This window comes from Erwinia psidii (assembly GCF_003846135.1).
GTDB classification, from domain to species: domain Bacteria; phylum Pseudomonadota; class Gammaproteobacteria; order Enterobacterales; family Enterobacteriaceae; genus Erwinia; species Erwinia psidii.
On sequence record NZ_RHHM01000017.1, the window covers coordinates 17,774 to 35,687 of the forward strand.

The window sequence follows — 17,914 nt, forward strand, 5'->3', positions numbered from 1 at the left end:
AGCCCGCGTGTGCGGGTCTGGCATGGTTCAGTGAACGGTCAGTACCCAGTGCACGTAGCTTTGCCAGTGGCACTCCTGCTCAAGCAGTTCCGCTCTCAGAGGGTGAGAGGAGAGCCAGCCTGTAGGCAACGTCAGATTGAGCAGATCACCATCGGCATCAAGTTTTACCTTAGGTAATGTGTCATCACGTCGACGGCTGGCGAGGATGATTGCCAGTCTCAGCAGGCAACACAACCTTTCCGCAATACGTGGGGGAACGGTATTTTGCTGACTGAATAGCGCCAGATCGATACTGTTACTCTGGTTTTGTAGCAGGGTTGCTAACAGTTTTTTCTGTGCCGGGGTAAAGCCGGGGAGATCAAGATGACGGATCAGATAGGCGGCGTGTTGCGGAGCCTGCCTGAAATCAACGCTGAGGCCGATTTCGTGGATCAAACAGGCACTGTCGAGTAACTCCAGACAGCGTTCGTCCAGCTGCCAGCGCTGGCTGACCTGCTGAGCAAAGCTTTCGGCCAGCAGGCGCACGCGATCGGCCTGTTCTGCGTCAATATTGAAGCGGCGCTGAACGTTGCGCAGTGTGCGACTGCGAATATCGTGGTCGGTGGGCATATTCAGCATGCTGTACACTAACCCCTCGCGTAGTGCACCTCCTGCAAGGGTCATGCTGGTGATGCCCAGCTCGGTGAAAATGGCGATCAAAATCGACAGGCCGCTAGGGAAAACCAGCGCCCGTTCCAGCGTCAGTCCCTCAATTTCAAGTTCTTCCAGCTTGCCACACTGGATAGCACGCTGCTTCAGCTGTTGCAGTTTGTTCAGGGTAATGCGTTCATCCATACCCTGGGCGATCATTATCTCCTGAAGTGCCTGCACCGTGCCTGATGCTCCGACACAAACTTCCCAGCCATGCTCACGTAGCTGACTGACCACGGGGTGGATTATATTTTGTGCGGCCTGTTCTGCCTGGGCAAAATTATCTTTGGTCAGATGACGATTGCCAAAATAGCGCTCCAGCCAGGTAACACACCCCATTGAGAGGCTCAGCAGGGCGGTTGTTTGCGCACCACTGCCGGTCACCAGTTCCGTGCTGCCACCACCGATATCCACCACCAGGCGTTTATCCGACCCACCTGTAGTGTGCGCCACGCCCTGATAAATCAGGCGTGCTTCTTCCTCACCGCTGATCACATTCACCGGGCAATTAAGGATCTGCCGTGCTTTTTGCAGGAAAATATCGGCATTGGCAGCCAGACGCAACGTTGCTGTGGCAACCACGCAGATCTGGGCTGGCGGGATATCCTGTAATTGCTCGGAGAACAGGCGCAGGCACTGCCAGCCCCGTTCCATCGCTTCATCTGAGAGCAGGCTTTCGTCATTAAGGCCTGCGGCCAGGCGGACTTTACGCTTGATGCGCGCCAGGGTCTGGACATTGCCTGCCACTTCGCGCACCACCAACATATGAAAGCTGTTAGATCCTAAATCTATTGCAGCATAAAGCGATGATGCGCTCTGCATGGCAGTTTTAACCCGAACGTTTACGGTTAGCGTTACGCGGTGCACTGCCGCGACGATTGTTGGCGCCTCCACGACGTGGACCGTTACCAGAACGGTTTCGCGTCAGCCGCTTAGGCGGAGGCAAATCGGTCATTAGCGCATCACTGTTATAGCGGCTCACGCTGATACTGTGGCCGATATATTCTTCGATTGCCGGCAAGTTAAGCGCGTATTCTTCACAGGCCAGACTAATGGAGTGACCGTTTGCACCGGCGCGTCCTGTCCGACCAATACGGTGAACATAGTCTTCGCGGTCGTCAGGCAGGTCATAATTAAAGACATGGGTGACGGCGGGAATATGCAGACCGCGCGCGGCCACGTCTGTTGCGACCAGAATGTCCACATCACCTTTAGTAAAATCATCAAGAATACGCAGACGTTTCTTCTGAGCCACATCGCCGGTCAGCAATCCTACCCGGTGACCATCAGCCGCCAGGTGGCCCCAGATATCTTCACAGCGGTGCTTGGTGTTAGCAAAGATAATGGCACGTTCTGGCCACTCTTCTTCCAGCAATGTTTGCAGAAGCCGCATTTTTTCTTCATTCGAAGGATAGAAAAGCTCTTCTTTAATACGATGCCCGGTTTTCTGCTCCGGTTCTACTTCCACATATTCGGCGTTATTCATGTTTTCAAACGCCAGTTCGCGAACCCGGAAAGAAAGTGTGGCTGAGAACAACATATTCAGCCGCTGGTCAGCTGCCGGCATACGACGGAACAGCCAGCGAATGTCTTTGATAAAGCCGAGATCAAACATCCGGTCTGCTTCATCCAGCACCACTACCTGAATGGCACCTAAGTTAACGTGGTTTTGTTTGGCGTAATCGATAAGCCTACCGGTGGTGCCTATCAATATATCAACGCCGTTTTCCAGCACTTTTAACTGTTTATCATAGCCATCACCGCCATAAGCCAATCCTGACTTCAGGCCCGTCACCTGCGCCAGTGGTTCAGCATCTGCATAGATCTGCACAGCCAGTTCGCGGGTAGGTGCCAGAATCAGCGCACGTGGCTGATTCACCTGACGGCCTTCCGGTGCAGGGTGAGAAAGAAGATGATGAAACGTTGACGTCAGGAACGCCATCGTTTTGCCAGTACCGGTTTGCGCCTGTCCCGCTATATCACGTCCTGAGAGCGTGAATGGTAATGCCAGTGCCTGAATAGGCGTGCAATAGTGGAACCCTTTTTTTTCAAGGGATTCAACAACCTGTGGGTGCAGGGCGAAGTCGGAAAACTTCTTTTCGGTTAAGTGTGTTTTGCTCATAGTGTGGTAGAATATCAGCTTATTATTGCTTTACGAAAGCGTATCCGGTGAAATAAAATCAAACCAGGTTGGCATATTTTACGCCTACCTGCCAGACCTAATATTTTGGAGAAGACATGAGCAGCGATAAAATTGTTCACCTGACTGACGACAGCTTCGAAATCGACGTACTGAAAGCTGAAGCTTTGACGCTGGTCGACTTCTGGGCAGAATGGTGTGGTCCGTGCAAAATGATCGCCCCTATTCTCAGTGAAGTTGCTGAAGAATACGACGGCAGACTGACAATCGCAAAACTCAATATCGACGAAAACCCCGGTACAGCACCGAAGTATGGTATCCGTGGTATTCCAACCTTGCTGCTTTTCAAAAATGGCGAAGTCGTGGCGACTAAAGTGGGCGCGCTTTCAAAAGGCCAGTTGAAAGAGTTCATCAACGCTAATCTGGAATAAACCGTTTTTTTGGCGGCTGACAGTGGGGGCGTTCCTTATCTGTCAGGCGTCTGTTATATTTTCAGCTCACGGCTGGACGTTTGGCGTCAGGCATGTTAATTTAAATCATACTGCACTACGCACTTACCTGTAGTTTGAATCTTAGAATTGCTCCTTGTTGGACACTGTATACACCCTTTTACTACAGATATTCAGCAACCTGACGGTTAGTATCATCAGTATATCGGCCTCTTGTCCACTACCGTCTCCTCGTTTCGGATGCACGTTTTCCTGTACGTCATCGTCGGGAGAGTGACAAGAAAGCCATTAGCAGGCATGGATTTTTTACCATACCACTTACAACAAACATTTCGAGATTTACCTCTAGTTTAAGAACCCACCATTATGAATCTTACCGAATTAAAGAATACGCCGGTTTCTGACCTGATAACTCTCGGCGAAAATATGGGGCTGGAAAACCTGGCGCGCATGCGCAAGCAGGACATCATCTTCGCCATCCTTAAGCAACATGCAAAAAGTGGTGAAGATATCTTCGGTGATGGCGTGCTGGAGATATTGCAGGATGGATTTGGATTCCTCCGCTCTGCTGACAGCTCCTACCTTGCCGGTCCTGATGATATCTATGTTTCCCCCAGCCAAATTCGCCGTTTCAACCTCCGCACTGGTGACACTATTTCCGGTAAAATCCGTCCACCGAAAGAAGGTGAGCGTTATTTTGCCCTGTTGAAAGTTAACGAAGTTAACTATGACAAGCCGGAAAATGCCCGTAGCAAGATCCTGTTTGAAAACTTAACGCCGCTGCATGCAAACTCTCGTCTGCGTATGGAGCGTGGTAATGGTTCGACCGAAGACTTAACCGCACGCGTACTGGACCTGGCCTCACCGATCGGTCGTGGTCAGCGTGGCCTGATCGTCGCGCCGCCAAAAGCTGGTAAAACCATGCTGCTGCAAAATATCGCGCAGAGCATTGCTTACAATCATCCTGACTGTGTGCTGATGGTGCTGCTGATTGACGAACGTCCAGAAGAAGTGACCGAAATGCAACGCCTGGTTAAAGGCGAAGTGATTGCTTCAACCTTCGACGAACCCGCTTCCCGCCATGTGCAGGTTGCTGAAATGGTGATTGAAAAGGCTAAACGCCTGGTTGAGCACAAGAAAGACGTGATCATCCTGCTGGACTCCATTACCCGTCTGGCCCGTGCCTACAACACTGTCGTACCTGCCTCTGGAAAAGTTCTGACGGGTGGTGTGGATGCAAATGCCTTACATCGTCCAAAACGCTTCTTTGGTGCCGCGCGTAACGTGGAAGAGGGTGGCAGTCTGACTATCATTGCAACGGCGCTGGTGGATACCGGTTCGAAGATGGACGAAGTCATCTACGAAGAATTTAAAGGTACGGGTAACATGGAATTGCATCTTGCGCGTAAAATCGCTGAGAAGCGCGTGTTCCCGGCGATCGATTATAACCGCTCCGGTACCCGTAAAGAAGAGTTGCTCACCAGCTCTGAAGAACTGCAAAAAATGTGGATCCTGCGCAAAATCATTCACCCGATGGGTGAAATCGACGCAATGGAATTCCTCATTAACAAGCTGGCTATGACAAAAACCAATGACGAATTCTTCGACATGATGAAGCGCTCCTGAGAAGGTAAACCTGCCAGAAAATAAGGTAATGGCCGTATCTTACCCTTGCTTTCTGGCTTCTCAGGTCAAAATGAGCAGCTCAGTAGCAGCAAAAGCAACAAAACCAGCAGAACGCCACGCGCAGACGTGGCGTTTTTCTTTTGTGAGCTATACGATTAGGCAACTGGAGAATTAAATACAAGGTGCAATTCAGCATAAAAGACAGTCAGACGCTGTATTTCATACTGGATCACGACGGAAATCAGAGTTGAACATATGTTAATGGCCTGAAAATTGCTTACAACTATGCGCGATTCTTAGCAGAGAGCTGGTTAATGTGAATTTACTCAATATGAGTACTGAGCTTGCTTTAATTTTTGTGTTTTCGCTGGTTTTTCTTTTCTTCGCCCGTAAAGTGGCCAAACGCATTGGCCTGGTGGACAGACCTAACTACCGTAAGCGCCACCAGGGCGTGATCCCTTTGGTGGGTGGCATCTCTGTTTTTGCCGGGGTCGGTTTTGGCTTTCTTATCACCAACTACTACATCCCTCATTTTCAGCTATACCTCGGCTGTGCCGGTGCGTTGGTGCTGGTTGGTGCGCTGGATGACCGCTTTGATATTAGCGTAAAAATTCGGGCCTTTGTGCAGGCGGCAATTGCCGTGGTGATGATGACCACGGGCAAACTCTATTTGCTCAGTCTCGGCTATATTTTTGGCCCATGGGAGCTGGTGGTCGGTCCGTTTGGCTATGTATTAACGTTGTTCGCGGTGTGGGCAGCAATCAACGCTTTTAATATGGTGGACGGTATTGATGGCCTGTTGGGCGGCCTCTCCTGTGTGACCTTTCTGGCAATGGGCATCATACTGCTATTGGACGGACAGCAAAGTCTGGCCATGTGGTGTTTTGCCATGATCGCCGCCATTGTCCCCTATATTCTGCTAAACCTTGGCGCATTTGGTGGCCGATATAAAGTCTTTATGGGTGATGCGGGTAGTACCCTGATCGGCTTCACCATTATCTGGATCCTGTTGGAAGCGACTCAGGGCCAGTATCATCCTATTACGCCGGTAACTGCCCTGTGGCTGATTGCCATTCCGCTGATGGACATGGTTGCCATTATGTACCGGCGTCTGAGCAAAGGGATGAGTCCCTTTTCAGCCGATCGCCAACACATTCATCATCTGATCATGCGTGCGGGCTTTACCTCAAAACAGGCCTGTCTTCTGATAACCCTTGCGGCGGCTCTGTTGGCAGGCGTTGGCGTGCTGGGCGAATCCCTAAGCTTTGTGCCTGAGTGGTTAATGCTGGTGCTCTATCTGTTGGCATTTATGCTTTATGGCTACTGCATCAAGCGTGCGTGGCGAGTGGCAAGATTCATAAAAAGAGTGAAGAGACGGCTACGCCGGACAAAATAACTGACGTCAACCGGTTAAAAAAACTCAATACCCTGAACACGAGGAATATTAAGTATGACGCATCCTGACGTTGCAGATAACGAACTGGATATCCGTGGGCTTTGTTGCGCGTTGTGGCGAGGTAAGCGCTGGATTGTCGGTGGCGCGCTGCTGTTTGCGCTGCTGGCGGGTGTCTGGTCGCTGCTTGTGATGCCGCAATGGAGCACTACCGCGATCACCGATCGTCCAACGGTTAATATGTTGAGTGACTTCTATTCGCAGCAACAGTTTCTCAATAATCTGGATGCACGCGGTAGCAACAGTGCTTTCATGCCGCAATCCGTCAGTGATGATGCTTACCGTGAATTCGTTATGCAACTCTCGTCGTATGATACTCGTCGTGAGTTTTGGTTGCAGACGGATTATTACAAAAAACGCCAGGCCAACAGTGCGCCTGGCAATGCGGCATTACTGGATGAGCTGATTGCCAACGTGCAGTTTCAGCCAGCAGATGCGGCAAAAAACCTGAATGATACCGTTAAGCTGGTGGCCGAAACCGCGGCCGAGGCGAACGTATTGTTGCGTCAGTATGTGACCTTTGCTAACCAGCGTGCCGTTACTCATCTGAATGAGCAGCTGTCTGGAGCATGGGCGGCAAGGACGGTTCAACTGAAAGCGCAGGTTAAACGGCAGGAAGCGGTGGCGAAAGCCATCTATGACCGTCAGGTGAACAGCGTACAGCAGGCGTTAAAAATTGCACAGCAGCAAGGCTTCGAACAGGCGAAGACAGATACACCTTCCGGGCAGTTACCGGACTCCGAACTGTTTTTGCTTGGACGTGCAATGCTACAGGCCCGTCTGGAGAGTCTCCGGGCCAGCGGACCTGGCTATGATCTGGACTATGATCAGAACAAAGCGATGCTGAATACCCTGAATGCTGGTCCGACGCTGATGACCACTTTCCAGACATGGCGCTACCTGCGGACGCCGGAAGAACCAGTGAAACGCGACAGCCCACGTCGCCTGTTTTTGATGATTATGTGGGGTGCGGTAGGTGCCATCACGGGCGCAGGGATTGCGTTGGTGCGTCGGCGTCGTGATTGAATGCTGGCAGGCTGGCGTCATTTAACAGACGAAGGGAAGAGAGTAACAGTGAAAGTATTAACGGTATTTGGCACGCGCCCGGAAGCAATAAAAATGGCGCCGTTGGTTCATGCACTCACCCAGGACGGCGGGATAGAAGCGCGTCTGTGCGTCACGGCACAGCACCGCGAGATGCTGGACCAGGTATTGCAACTGTTTGCCATCGTCCCTGACTACGATCTCAATATTATGCGTCCCGGCCAGGGCCTGAGTGAGATCGCCAGTCGCATCCTCGAAGGATTGAAAGCCGTATTCAGCGAGTTTACGCCGGACGTGGTGCTGGTTCATGGCGACACCACCACCACCTTTGCGGCCAGTCTGGCCGCTTTTTATCACCGGATACCGGTAGGTCATGTGGAAGCCGGTCTGCGGACCGGCGATCTCTACTCTCCCTGGCCGGAAGAGGCCAACCGTACTCTGACCGGGCATCTGGCTTCTTATCACTTTACGCCGACTGAAACGGCCAGGCAGAATCTGCTACGGGAAAACCTGCCGGCAAGCCGGATGTTTGTTACCGGCAACACGGTGATAGACGCGTTATTTTGGGTGCGTGACAGGCTGATGCGCGATGAGGCATTACGTAATGGGCTGGCGACACGCTATCCCTTTCTCGACGCGAATAAAAAAATGATCCTGGTGACCGGGCATCGCCGTGAGAGCTTTGGCGGTGGATTTGAGCGTATCTGCAGTGCGCTGGCGGACGTTGCGCATCTTCATCCCGATGCACAGATTGTTTATCCGGTTCATCTGAACCCTAACGTCAGCGAGCCTGTTAACCGTATTTTGTGTGGCATCGACAACATTGTGCTGATCGAACCGCAGGAATATCTGCCGTTCGTGTATCTGATGGTGCGTTCCTGGCTGATCCTTACCGACTCTGGGGGTATCCAGGAAGAAGCACCGTCGCTGGGAAAACCGGTGCTGGTGATGCGCGATACCACCGAACGGCCTGAAGCCGTGGAAGCCGGAACGGTAAAGCTGGTGGGCACCGATGTCGAAAAAATTGTCAGTGAGGTCACGCGTCTGCTGACAGATGAAGAAGCGTATCAATCCATGAGTCGCGCCCATAACCCCTATGGCGACGGCCTTGCCTGCGAACGTATTGTACAGGCACTCAAAAATAACCGGGTTTCTTTATGACGTTCAACACCATATCCGTTATCGGGCTGGGCTATATTGGCCTGCCCACCGCCGCCGCCTTCGCGTCGCGGCGAAAATCGGTCATCGGCATTGATATTAATGCTCACGCGGTTGATACCATCAATCGTGGCGACATTCACATTATTGAACCTGACCTTGATCGGGTGGTGAAAGCGGCCGTGGAACAGGGCTGGCTGCGGGCCGCCACCCAACCTGAACCGGCCGAAGCGTTTCTGATTGCCGTACCAACGCCCTTTCAGGAGGGGTATCAGCCCGACTTATCCTTTGTGAAAGCGGCGGCGGAGTCGATTGCGCCCGTGTTGAAAAAAGGGGATTTGGTGATCCTTGAATCCACATCTCCGGTAGGTGCTACCGAGCAGATGGCAGCCTGGCTGGCGACGGTGCGCCGTGATTTAACTTTTCCTCAACAGGCCGGTGAGCAGGCGGATATCCATATTGCCTACTGCCCTGAGCGAGTGCTGCCCGGAAAGGTGATGGTTGAGCTTATCAAAAACGATCGGGTGATTGGCGGGATGACCGCGACCAGTTCGCAAATGGCCAGCGATCTGTACAACATTTTTCTTGAGGGTGAATGCGTGGTGACCAACTCGCGCACTGCCGAGATGTGTAAGCTGACGGAAAACAGCTTCCGTGATGTCAATATTGCGTTTGCCAATGAACTGTCGCTGATCTGTGCCGAACAGCAAATCAACGTGTGGGAACTGATCGCGCTGGCTAACCGTCATCCCCGTGTCAGCATTCTCCAGCCCGGTCCTGGGGTTGGCGGTCACTGTATCGCCGTGGACCCGTGGTTTATCGTGGCGCAAAACCCTGCCGAGGCTCGCCTGATCCGTACCGCCCGCGAAGTTAACGACGCCAAACCGCATTGGGTTCTGGAACAGGTGAAAAAAACCGTGGCAGCCTGTCTGGTTGCCAGTGACAAACGTGCCAGTGAACTGATCATTGCCTGCTTTGGCCTGGCATTTAAACCGAACATTGACGATCTGCGTGAAAGCCCGGCGATGGAGGTGGCAGCAATGATTGCGGACTGGCATCCGGGCCGCACGCTGGTGGTCGAACCGAATATCCAGCAATTACCGCAAGTGCTGGTTGATAAAGCCGTGCTGGTGCCGCTGGATGACGCTTTACCGCAGGCGGATGTGTTGGTGATGCTGGTCGATCACGCGCAGTTCAGGGCGATGGACAACGACCAGGTGAAATCTCACTGGATTGTTGATACCAAAGGCGTCTGGCAGTGAGCTATTCAGGCCAGTCAGTTAACAGGGTAAGGGGCCAGCTCACGCCGCTTGGCTGGGAGAACGCGTTCTTTAAGGTCAACAGCGCGTTGTTGCACCTGGATACACACCAGACAGCCATTGAAGATGCGCAGTTGCAGGCATTCCAGCGGGTGCAGGTTAAAGTACTTTCTCAGCAGACGGCCGAGCTGGATGCCCTGAATAGGCTGGGCTTTCGTCTGGTTGAGGGCGAAGCTGAACTGGTGCTGGGAATTAACACAGCTGGCAGACCGGATGGTATCCGTATTGCAAAGAAAGAACATATTCCTGCCCTGCGTGAGGCGGCCAGTGAAGCTTTTGCCTACAGCCGTTTCCGTTCGCCCTGGTATCAGCCCGGCGACAGCGGACGTTTCTATGCACAGTGGGTGGAAAATGCCGTGTTGGGTACCTTTGATCACCAGTGCCTTCTGGCGGTCAATGCGCCGGGCGATTTGCAGGGCTTCGTTTCCCTGCGTGAATTATCTGACGGCAGTGCGCGTATCGGCCTGCTGGCAACGTTGCCTCATGCGCAGGGATTAGGGGTGGGACAGCGGATGGTTGCGGCGGCGATTGACTGGTGCCGCGCCCGGCGTCTCAATCGCCTGCATGTGGCGACCCAAATGGGCAATCTGCCTGCGTTGCGGCTTTATCTTCGCTGCGGTGGCGTGATTGAGCGCACCGCATACTGGCTTTACAGGTAACCTTATGATTCCGTTTAACGCGCCACCCGTCATTGGCACCGAGCTTGAATACATGCAGTCTGCTATGAGCAGTGGCAAGCTGTGCGGCGACGGCGGTTTCACCCGACGCTGCCAGCAGTGGATGGAAAATAAATTCGGTAGCAAAAAAGTGCTGCTGACCCCGTCCTGCACCGCGTCGCTGGAAATGGCGGCGATGCTGATTGATATTCAGCCGGGCGATGAAGTGATTATGCCCAGCTATACCTTTGTTTCCACCGCCAATGCGTTTGTGTTGCGGGGGGCGACCATTGTTTTTGTGGATATTCGCCCGGACACGCTCAACATTGATGAACGCCTTATTGAAGCTGCGATCACCGACAAAACCCGCGCTATCGTGCCGGTTCACTATGCCGGCGTGGCCTGTGAGATGGATACCATTATGGCGTTGGCAGAGAAGCACAAGTTGTGGGTAGTGGAAGACGCGGCTCAGGGCGTGATGTCCACCTGGAAAGGCAAAGCGCTGGGCACCATTGGTCATATTGGCTGCTTCAGCTTTCATGAAACCAAGAACTACACCGCGGGCGGTGAGGGTGGGGCAACGCTGGTCAACGCGCCTGAGCTGATCGAGCGGGCGGAAATTATTCGTGAAAAAGGCACCAACCGCAGTCAGTTTTTTCGTGGGCAGGTGGATAAATACACCTGGCGGGACATCGGCTCCAGCTACCTGATGGCCGATTTACAGGCCGCTTATCTGTGGGCGCAGCTTGAGGCGGCTCAGCGTATCAATGACCAACGTTTGCGCCTGTGGCAGAACTATTTTCAGGCGCTGGAACCGATCGCGGCCAGCGGCAGAATAGCGTTGCCATCGTTGCCGGCAGCCTGCCAGCACAATGCGCACATGTTTTACATCAAGTTACGCGACAACGATGAACGCACGGCGTTGATCAACTGGCTGAAAGAAGCCGAGATCCTGGCGGTGTTTCACTATATCCCACTGCATTCCTCGCCTGCCGGGCAGCGTTTTGGTCGCTTCTATGGCACGGATCGTTACACCCGGTCTGAGAGCGAGCGCCTGTTACGTTTGCCGCTGTTTTATAACCTCTCTGATAATAATCAAAAGACGGTGATCAACTCTTTACTGAGCTATTTTTCCTGATATGTCACTGGCAAAAGCGTCGGCCTGGACGGCCGCTTCCACACTGATAAAAATCGTTGCCGGGCTGCTGGTGGTAAAAATGATGGCGGTGGCTTTTGGCCTTGAAGGCGTCGGTCAGGCGGGCAACTTCCGCCAGCTGATTACCGTGCTGGGCGTGCTGGCGGGGGCGGGGATCTTTAACGGCGTCACCAAATACATAGCGGAATATCAGCAACAGCCACAGCGTTTACGGGCAGCCACCGGCACCGCATCAGCAATGGTACTGGCGTTTTCCACCATGCTGGCGGTGGTCTTCCTGCTGTTTGCCGGGCCAATCAGTATTGGGCTGTTTGCTCACAGCGATTATCAAAATGTGGTACGCATTGTCGCTTTTCTTCAGTTCGGTATTGCCTGGGCTAACCTGTTGCTGGCCATTATCAAGGGGTTCCGTGATGCCAGAGGCAGCGCACTGGCATTAATTTGCGGTAGCCTGGCTGGCGTGGCGGCCTGGTTTGTTTGTTACCGACTGGGCGGCTACAGCGGTGCGTTGGTGGGCATGGCGCTGGTGCCGGCACTGCTTATCGTGCCTGCGGCGACAGTACTGGCGAAACGCGGTCATGTGCCTCTCCGCTTTCTCATTCCGACGTGGGATACAGGGATCGCCCGCAATCTCAGTAAATTTACCCTGATGGCGCTGATCACCTCGGTGACGCTGCCGGTGGCGTGGATGATGATGCGTAATCTGCTGGCAGAACATAGCGGCTGGGAGCAGGTTGGGCTGTGGCAGGGCGTGACCAGTATTTCCGATGCCTACCTGCAATTTATTACCGCCTCCTTTAGCGTATACCTGTTGCCGACCCTCTCCAGACTGACCACGCGCCAGGCTCTGTCACAGGAGATCTTTCGGGCGTTGCGCTTTGTGCTTCCCACCGTGATGGCGGTGAGTCTGACGGTCTGGTTACTGCGCGATTTGGCTATCTGGCTGCTGTTCTCCAGCAAGTTTACCGGTATGCGCGACCTCTTCGTCTGGCAGCTGACCGGCGATGTGTTCAAAGTGGGTGCTTACGTTTTTGGCTACCTGGTGATTGCCAAAGCGTCGTTACGTTTCTATATCCTGACGGAGGTGAGCCAGTTTCTGTTGCTGACGCTGTTCGCTCACTGGTTGATCCCTTTGCACGGGGCCACCGGAGCAGCACAGGCTTATATGGCCACCTACATCACTTATTTCGCGCTTTGCAGCGGCGTATTTTTTCTTTATCGCAGACAAATATGACGACAATGATTCATGTGCTCGGATCGGCCATTCCTCATCATAATCAGACCGTACTGACATTCTTCAACGACATCCTTGCAGAGGCGGTTCCCCGCACTGTGCGTCGACAGTTCTGGGTCGTCGGGCAACCTGTCGTGCAGTGGGAAAACCTGGATATTCGCTGGTTTGCGGATAAACGATCGCTGGCCAGGGAAATCGTGGCCCTCGCCAGTGCGGATCGCAGCAGGCGTTTCTTTTTCCACGGACAGTTTAATGCGGCCTTATGGCTGGCAATACTGACGGGTAAGCTGCGGCGATCGCAGGTTTGGTGGCATATCTGGGGGGCCGATCTCTATGAACAGGCCACCGGTGTTAAATTCCGCCTGTTCTATCTGATGCGCCGACTGGCCCATCGGCGGGTTGGGCACGTATTTGCCACGCGAGGGGATATCAGCTATTTCCGGCAACGTCATCCGGCTGTGTCAGCGTCCCTGCTTTACTTTCCAACGCGGATGGCGCAGGTCGATCTGCCGATGCCGCAAAAGCGTGACCGGCTGACTATCCTGGTTGGCAACTCAGGGGATGCCAGTAATCGTCACATTCAGGCATTACAGGATATTCACCGACAGTTTGGCGATAAGGTTGAGGTCATTGTGCCGCTCGGATACCCGGAAAATAACAGCGTTTATATCCGCCAGGTTCGTGAGGCCGGCCATGCATTATTTGCTGAAGAAAATCTGCATCTCCTCACTGAAAAGCTCGATTTTCCAGCCTATTTGCAGCTGATCTCCCGCTGCGATCTGGGTTATTTTATTTTTGAGCGCCAGCAAGGCATTGGCACGCTATGTTTGCTGATTCAGGCCAATATCCCTTTTGTGATTAACCGTAAAAATCCATTCTGGCAGGATTTAACCGAACAACAGGTGCCGGTGTTATTCGCCGGCGATCGGCTTGATGCTCCCGTAGTCACTGAGACAAAGCGGCAGATGAAGCAACTGGATAAAAGCGCCATTGCCTTTTTTGAGCCAACGTATGTGGCAGGCTGGAAACAGGCGCTGGCGCTGGCGGAAGGAGAAAATGCATGATGCTGTCGCAATTTTCCGGCCTGTTGTTGATATGGCTGATGTCGCTGGGGGTGATCCTGACTCTCACCTGGCGTGAGTTCCTGCGGGTGCGCTTTAACTTTAACGTATTCTTCTCACTGCTGTTTTTACTGACCTTTTACCTGGGTTTTCCGCTGACTGCTCTGCTGGTCTTTGGCTTTCATGTAAAGGTGGTGCCGCCCGAATTTTTGCTGGAGGCGATGCTCTCTGCCACCGGCTTTTATGCCATCTACTATGTCAGCTATAAAACCCGTCTGCGGCCCGCAAGCGGCAGCGTGTCGCGTCAGGTTTTTACCCTCAATCGTGTGGAAGCCCATCTTACCTGGGGTATCCTGACCATCGTTGCACTCGGTACGTTGCTGGTGTTTTTTATACATAACGGGTTTCTGTTGTTCAAATTGCGTAGCTACAGCCAGATATTCTCGGCTGATGTTTCCGGCGTGGCGCTGAAGCGTTTTTTCTATTTCTTTATCCCGGCGATGCTGGTGGTCTATTTCCTCAATCAGAACCTTCGCCGCTGGCTGTTCTTTCTGGTGGCAACGGTAGGATTTGGCCTGTTGACCTACATGATTGTGGGGGGAACGCGGGCCAACATCATCATCGCGTTTGCGCTGTTTTTGTTTATTGGCATTATTCGCGGATGGATTACGCTCTGGATGCTGGCGATGGCCGGCGTGGCGGGCATAGTGGGGATGTTCTGGCTGGCACTGCGACGTTATAACCTTGATGTCAGCGGCGCTGAAGCGTTTTACACTTTTCTCTATTTAACGCGGGATACCTTCTCACCGTGGGAAAATCTGGGGCTACTGCTACAGCATTACGACAAAATTGATTTCCAGGGGCTGGCACCGTTGATTCGCGATTTCTATGTATTCATCCCCGGCTGGCTGTGGCCTGACCGCCCTTCCATCGTGCTGAACAGCGCGAATTATTTCACCTGGGAAGTACTGAATAATCACTCTGGTCTGGCTATCTCGCCAACGCTAATTGGTTCGCTGGTGGTGATGGGCGGCGTCTGGTTTATTCCTTTGGGGGCGGTAGCGGTAGGCATGATCATTAAATGGTTTGACTGGCTTTATCAGCAGGGGCTGCGTGAACCAAATCGTTACAAGGCGGCGGTGTTGCAAAGTTTCTGTTTTGGCGCGGTGTTTAACATGATCGTGCTCACGCGTGAGGGTCTGGACGCTTTTGCCTCCCGTGTGGTGTTCTTCTGCCTGATTTTTGTTGCGGTGGTGGTGGTAGCGAAACTGCTTTTTTGGCTGCTTGACAGCGCGGGCCTGATCCGCAGCCGTAAAGTGGCGGTATCCCTGCCGGTACAGAACCGGCCTTTTTGATATGTCGCCGTTGAGCGTAAGGAATCGTTAATGGATGCCGTTTCTGCTGTCCCGCAGTATCAAATTCGTGGCTTTGTGCTATTAGGGTTTAGCGATATGGCCGGGATGCTGGACTATCTTTGCCGCGAGGGTGAGGTGAAAACCGGCACGCTGGTGGCGATCAACGCTGAGAAGGTGCTGACTGCTGAAAGTCAGCCGGAAATTTATCAGCTTATCCAACGGGCGGAATATAAATACCCCGATGGCATCAGTATTGTGCGTTCTATTCGCAAAAAATATCCGCAGGCCAGCGTGTCACGGATCGCCGGTGCCGATCTCTGGGAAGGGCTGATGGAGAGGGCCGGGCAGGAGGGGATACCGGTTTTTCTGCTTGGCGGTAAACCTTCGGTCCTGGCACAAACGGCGGATAAACTTCGTCGTCAGTGGAATGTGAATATTGTTGGTACTCAGGACGGTTATTTTTCGCCCGCCGAGCGCGATGCCGTGTTCGCCCGCGTTGCCGACAGCGGGGCGAAGATTGTCACCGTGGCGATGGGCTCACCACGGCAGGAAGTCCTGATGCAGGACTGTAAGGCTGTTTACCCTCAGGCACTTTATATGGGCGTGGGAGGAACCTATGACGTTTTCACCGGGCATGTGAAGCGTGCCCCGCTCCTCTGGCAAAAAATGGGTCTGGAATGGCTGTACCGCCTGATTTCACAGCCTTCGCGTTTACCACGCCAGCTCAGACTGCTGAAATATCTCAACTATCACTGGCGCGGCGAACTTTAATTTTGCTTTTTCTGACGCGGTATGGTGCCAAAAAACCGTGGTTTAGCATCAGAAACGACCTGAAAATGATTGTGCTTTAGACAGAATGCACAAAGCGTAAGCAAACTGACTTCATTGTGAAAAAAGCACTGGACAGGATCGGCTCAAATCCGTAGTATGCCCATCCGCAACGGCGCTACGCGCCCGTAGCTCAGCTGGATAGAGCGCTGCCCTCCGGAGGCAGAGGTCTCAGGTTCGAATCCTGTCGGGCGCGCCATTAAGTTGTGCGCAAGAGCTGCGGTGGTGGTTTTACCGCGTTAGTAAGATGAAGTAGCAGTAATGGTGGCTATAGCTCAGTTGGTAGAGCCCTGGATTGTGATTCCAGTTGTCGTGGGTTCGAGTCCCATTAGCCACCCCAGATTTTGAATGGTACGCGAAGGTGGCGGAATTGGTAGACGCGCTAGCTTCAGGTGTTAGTGTCTTAACGGACGTGAGGGTTCAAGTCCCTCTCTTCGCACCACAAAATCATTAGTACAGAAGAATTTGACGGCGAGTAGCGCAGCTTGGTAGCGCAACTGGTTTGGGACCAGTGGGTCGGAGGTTCGAATCCTCTCTCGCCGACCATATTTTAAAACCTTGCTGAGGCAGGGTTTTTTGCTTAAAGCCTGACGTATATAGTAAAAGCAGTATCCGGCGAGTAGCGCAGCTTGGTAGCGCAACTGGTTTGGGACCAGTGGGTCGGAGGTTCGAATCCTCTCTCGCCGACCATTTTCACAGAAAGCCAGCCTCCGGGCTGGCTTTTTCGTCTCTGCGGCTGACAGAGGATGAGAACCTCCGAAGGAGGTTTGCGCCGAGCGGAGCGAGACAACGTTGCGTCAGCAACGGCCCGCAGGGGAATAATCCTCTCTCGCCGACCATTTTCACAGAAAGCCAGCCTCCGGGCTGGCTTTTTCGTCTCTGCGGCTTGACCGTAGTGATATGGGGTTCCGGCGTAGAACCCTGAGATGATGGATGCCCTTTCCTGAGGTGATCAGCGTCATACCTGGAGCGCATGGATCCGGGAGTCATATCACATGAACAAGCGCAGAGTGGTGGGTATCGATATTGCCAAATCTGTTTTTCAGATCTGTGCCTGGATGGTTCCGTTGCCCTGAACCGAAAAATAGCGCGTCATAAATTGCTGGATACATTTCGCCAGCCTGAACCGGGCTGTTATCCGCGCATGACTCATGCCGGGCGCATAACTGTCCTCGCTGTCAGCCTGTAAAGTGACCGCTGCGGACCCCCTTTGATCGGTTTGCCTGACCGTTGCCAGCGCGCTGATTGTGATCACGCGGTATGGACAGCACGGTATCGCCCAGTCCACTGGTTTGCTGGCGAACAGCGCGCGGAAAACAGTAAGATATGTCCGGCGTCTTGCGGTCCAGGTCTCAGTTACATCGTGCCTGGGTCGGTGGCTGCGAACTGGCGCTCAGGGTGACTCGGCATGGCTGTATGTGCCTGCCCGCTCCGGTTTGCCAGCAAGCCAGTCCCTACCAGGACGTCTTCAGGCGTTGTCATAGTGCACCGGCATTGTGTAACCCCTGCACCTCTGCCTGATATCCAGTTGGTCAGGAGGGGGTGTTGCAGCGACGGTAAAGCGCAAAAAAATGACAGCCCATGGCCACCGGATAACGTGTCCTGAGCTTACCCATTAACGGGAACGATTCAGGAAGCCAGACATCAGGAGCGCGGCTGGCTTTTTAACACAACGATGCCTGTTTCTTTATTTTAATGTTTCTTCTTTTTTCACTGCACCATCTGTATTGATCTGTGGTGAGCAT

The 17,914-nt window shown here is 53.2% G+C and carries 14 protein-coding genes, 5 tRNA genes and 1 other RNA gene; 18 read left to right on the forward strand and 2 right to left on the reverse strand.

Annotated features, from left to right (window positions below; translation table 11 throughout):
- Nucleotides 1-27 precede the first annotated feature (27 nt).
- Nucleotides 28-1,512 (reverse strand): guanosine-5'-triphosphate,3'-diphosphate diphosphatase, encoded by a 1,485-nt coding sequence (gene gppA, locus EB241_RS18020; RefSeq protein ID WP_124234479.1) that lies wholly within the window; start codon nucleotides 1,510-1,512, stop codon nucleotides 28-30.
- Between the two features lie 7 nt (nucleotides 1,513-1,519).
- Nucleotides 1,520-2,812 (reverse strand): ATP-dependent RNA helicase RhlB, encoded by a 1,293-nt coding sequence (gene rhlB / locus EB241_RS18025; protein ID WP_124234480.1) that lies wholly within the window; start codon nucleotides 2,810-2,812, stop codon nucleotides 1,520-1,522.
- A 116-nt stretch (nucleotides 2,813-2,928) separates the two neighbouring features.
- On the opposite strand from rhlB, the gene trxA reads away from it, so the two are divergent.
- The 18 genes from trxA (at nucleotide 2,929) to EB241_RS18115 (ending at nucleotide 17,008) form a co-directional block, all read left to right on the forward strand.
- Nucleotides 2,929-3,261, forward strand: a complete 333-nt coding sequence (trxA, locus tag EB241_RS18030; RefSeq protein ID WP_124234481.1) for a thioredoxin TrxA — start codon at nucleotides 2,929-2,931, stop codon at nucleotides 3,259-3,261.
- A gap of 384 nt (nucleotides 3,262-3,645) precedes the next feature.
- On the forward strand, nucleotides 3,646-4,905 hold the full coding sequence (rho, locus tag EB241_RS18035) for a transcription termination factor Rho (protein ID WP_016192346.1): 1,260 nt from the start codon (nucleotides 3,646-3,648) through the stop codon (nucleotides 4,903-4,905).
- A 316-nt stretch (nucleotides 4,906-5,221) separates the two neighbouring features.
- On the forward strand, nucleotides 5,222-6,301 hold the full coding sequence (gene wecA / locus EB241_RS18040) for a UDP-N-acetylglucosamine--undecaprenyl-phosphate N-acetylglucosaminephosphotransferase (protein ID WP_124234482.1): 1,080 nt from the start codon (nucleotides 5,222-5,224) through the stop codon (nucleotides 6,299-6,301).
- A 54-nt stretch (nucleotides 6,302-6,355) separates the two neighbouring features.
- Complete coding sequence (gene wzzE / locus EB241_RS18045; protein ID WP_124234483.1) at nucleotides 6,356-7,384, forward strand: ECA polysaccharide chain length modulation protein; 1,029 nt, start codon at nucleotides 6,356-6,358, stop codon at nucleotides 7,382-7,384.
- Nucleotides 7,385-7,432: 48 nt separating this feature from the next.
- Nucleotides 7,433-8,563 carry a non-hydrolyzing UDP-N-acetylglucosamine 2-epimerase gene (gene wecB, locus EB241_RS18050; RefSeq protein WP_124234484.1) on the forward strand — a complete coding sequence of 377 codons (1,131 nt, stop codon included), beginning with the start codon at nucleotides 7,433-7,435 and terminating at the stop codon, nucleotides 8,561-8,563.
- Entirely contained in the window at nucleotides 8,560-9,822 is a 1,263-nt protein-coding gene (wecC, locus tag EB241_RS18055; RefSeq protein WP_124234485.1) for a UDP-N-acetyl-D-mannosamine dehydrogenase, read from the forward strand. The genes wecB and wecC overlap by 4 nt, the downstream gene beginning before the upstream one ends.
- Nucleotides 9,819-10,538: a dTDP-4-amino-4,6-dideoxy-D-galactose acyltransferase gene (gene rffC, locus EB241_RS18060; protein WP_124234486.1), complete on the forward strand. Its 720-nt coding sequence runs from the start codon at nucleotides 9,819-9,821 to the stop codon at nucleotides 10,536-10,538. The genes wecC and rffC overlap by 4 nt, the downstream gene beginning before the upstream one ends.
- A gap of 4 nt (nucleotides 10,539-10,542) precedes the next feature.
- Nucleotides 10,543-11,673 (forward strand): dTDP-4-amino-4,6-dideoxygalactose transaminase, encoded by a 1,131-nt coding sequence (rffA, locus tag EB241_RS18065; RefSeq protein WP_124234487.1) that lies wholly within the window; start codon nucleotides 10,543-10,545, stop codon nucleotides 11,671-11,673.
- A 1-nt stretch (nucleotide 11,674) separates the two neighbouring features.
- Nucleotides 11,675-12,925 carry a lipid III flippase WzxE gene (wzxE, locus tag EB241_RS18070; RefSeq protein ID WP_124234488.1) on the forward strand — a complete coding sequence of 417 codons (1,251 nt, stop codon included), beginning with the start codon at nucleotides 11,675-11,677 and terminating at the stop codon, nucleotides 12,923-12,925.
- The gene (locus EB241_RS18075; RefSeq protein WP_124234489.1) at nucleotides 12,922-13,989 is read left to right on the forward strand and encodes a TDP-N-acetylfucosamine:lipid II N-acetylfucosaminyltransferase; all 1,068 of its coding nucleotides are present in this window, start codon (nucleotides 12,922-12,924) and stop codon (nucleotides 13,987-13,989) included. The genes wzxE and EB241_RS18075 overlap by 4 nt, the downstream gene beginning before the upstream one ends.
- Nucleotides 13,986-15,341 (forward strand): ECA oligosaccharide polymerase, encoded by a 1,356-nt coding sequence (gene wzyE / locus EB241_RS18080; RefSeq protein WP_124234490.1) that lies wholly within the window; start codon nucleotides 13,986-13,988, stop codon nucleotides 15,339-15,341. The genes EB241_RS18075 and wzyE overlap by 4 nt, the downstream gene beginning before the upstream one ends.
- Nucleotides 15,342-15,371: 30 nt before the next feature.
- Entirely contained in the window at nucleotides 15,372-16,112 is a 741-nt protein-coding gene (wecG, locus tag EB241_RS18085) for a lipopolysaccharide N-acetylmannosaminouronosyltransferase (protein ID WP_124234491.1), read from the forward strand.
- Nucleotides 16,113-16,291: 179 nt separating this feature from the next.
- A tRNA-Arg gene (locus tag EB241_RS18090) sits at nucleotides 16,292-16,368 on the forward strand.
- A gap of 65 nt (nucleotides 16,369-16,433) precedes the next feature.
- Nucleotides 16,434-16,509 (forward strand) — tRNA-His (locus EB241_RS18095).
- A gap of 15 nt (nucleotides 16,510-16,524) precedes the next feature.
- Nucleotides 16,525-16,611: transfer RNA gene (locus EB241_RS18100), tRNA-Leu, on the forward strand.
- Nucleotides 16,612-16,638: 27 nt separating this feature from the next.
- Nucleotides 16,639-16,715: transfer RNA gene (locus tag EB241_RS18105), tRNA-Pro, on the forward strand.
- A gap of 67 nt (nucleotides 16,716-16,782) precedes the next feature.
- Nucleotides 16,783-16,859 (forward strand) — tRNA-Pro (locus EB241_RS18110).
- A gap of 35 nt (nucleotides 16,860-16,894) precedes the next feature.
- A non-coding RNA gene (locus tag EB241_RS18115) (RtT sRNA) lies at nucleotides 16,895-17,008 on the forward strand.
- Nucleotides 17,009-17,914: the final 906 nt, after the last annotated feature.

Excerpts from the sequence above, each read along its gene's own strand:
- gppA (WP_124234479.1), bottom strand. The coding sequence starts at position 1,512 with ATGCAGAGCGCATCATCGCTTTATGCTGCAATAGATTTAGGATCTAAC.
- rhlB (WP_124234480.1), bottom strand. The coding sequence starts at position 2,812 with ATGAGCAAAACACACTTAACCGAAAAGAAGTTTTCCGACTTCGCCCTG.
- trxA (WP_124234481.1), top strand. The coding sequence starts at position 2,929 with ATGAGCAGCGATAAAATTGTTCACCTGACTGACGACAGCTTCGAAATC.
- rho (WP_016192346.1), top strand. The coding sequence starts at position 3,646 with ATGAATCTTACCGAATTAAAGAATACGCCGGTTTCTGACCTGATAACT.
- wzzE (WP_124234483.1), top strand. The coding sequence starts at position 6,356 with ATGACGCATCCTGACGTTGCAGATAACGAACTGGATATCCGTGGGCTT.
- wecC (WP_124234485.1), top strand. The coding sequence starts at position 8,560 with ATGACGTTCAACACCATATCCGTTATCGGGCTGGGCTATATTGGCCTG.
- rffA (WP_124234487.1), top strand. The coding sequence starts at position 10,543 with ATGATTCCGTTTAACGCGCCACCCGTCATTGGCACCGAGCTTGAATAC.
- wzxE (WP_124234488.1), top strand. The coding sequence starts at position 11,675 with ATGTCACTGGCAAAAGCGTCGGCCTGGACGGCCGCTTCCACACTGATA.
- EB241_RS18075 (WP_124234489.1), top strand. The coding sequence starts at position 12,922 with ATGACGACAATGATTCATGTGCTCGGATCGGCCATTCCTCATCATAAT.
- wzyE (WP_124234490.1), top strand. The coding sequence starts at position 13,986 with ATGATGCTGTCGCAATTTTCCGGCCTGTTGTTGATATGGCTGATGTCG.
- wecG (WP_124234491.1), top strand. The coding sequence starts at position 15,372 with ATGGATGCCGTTTCTGCTGTCCCGCAGTATCAAATTCGTGGCTTTGTG.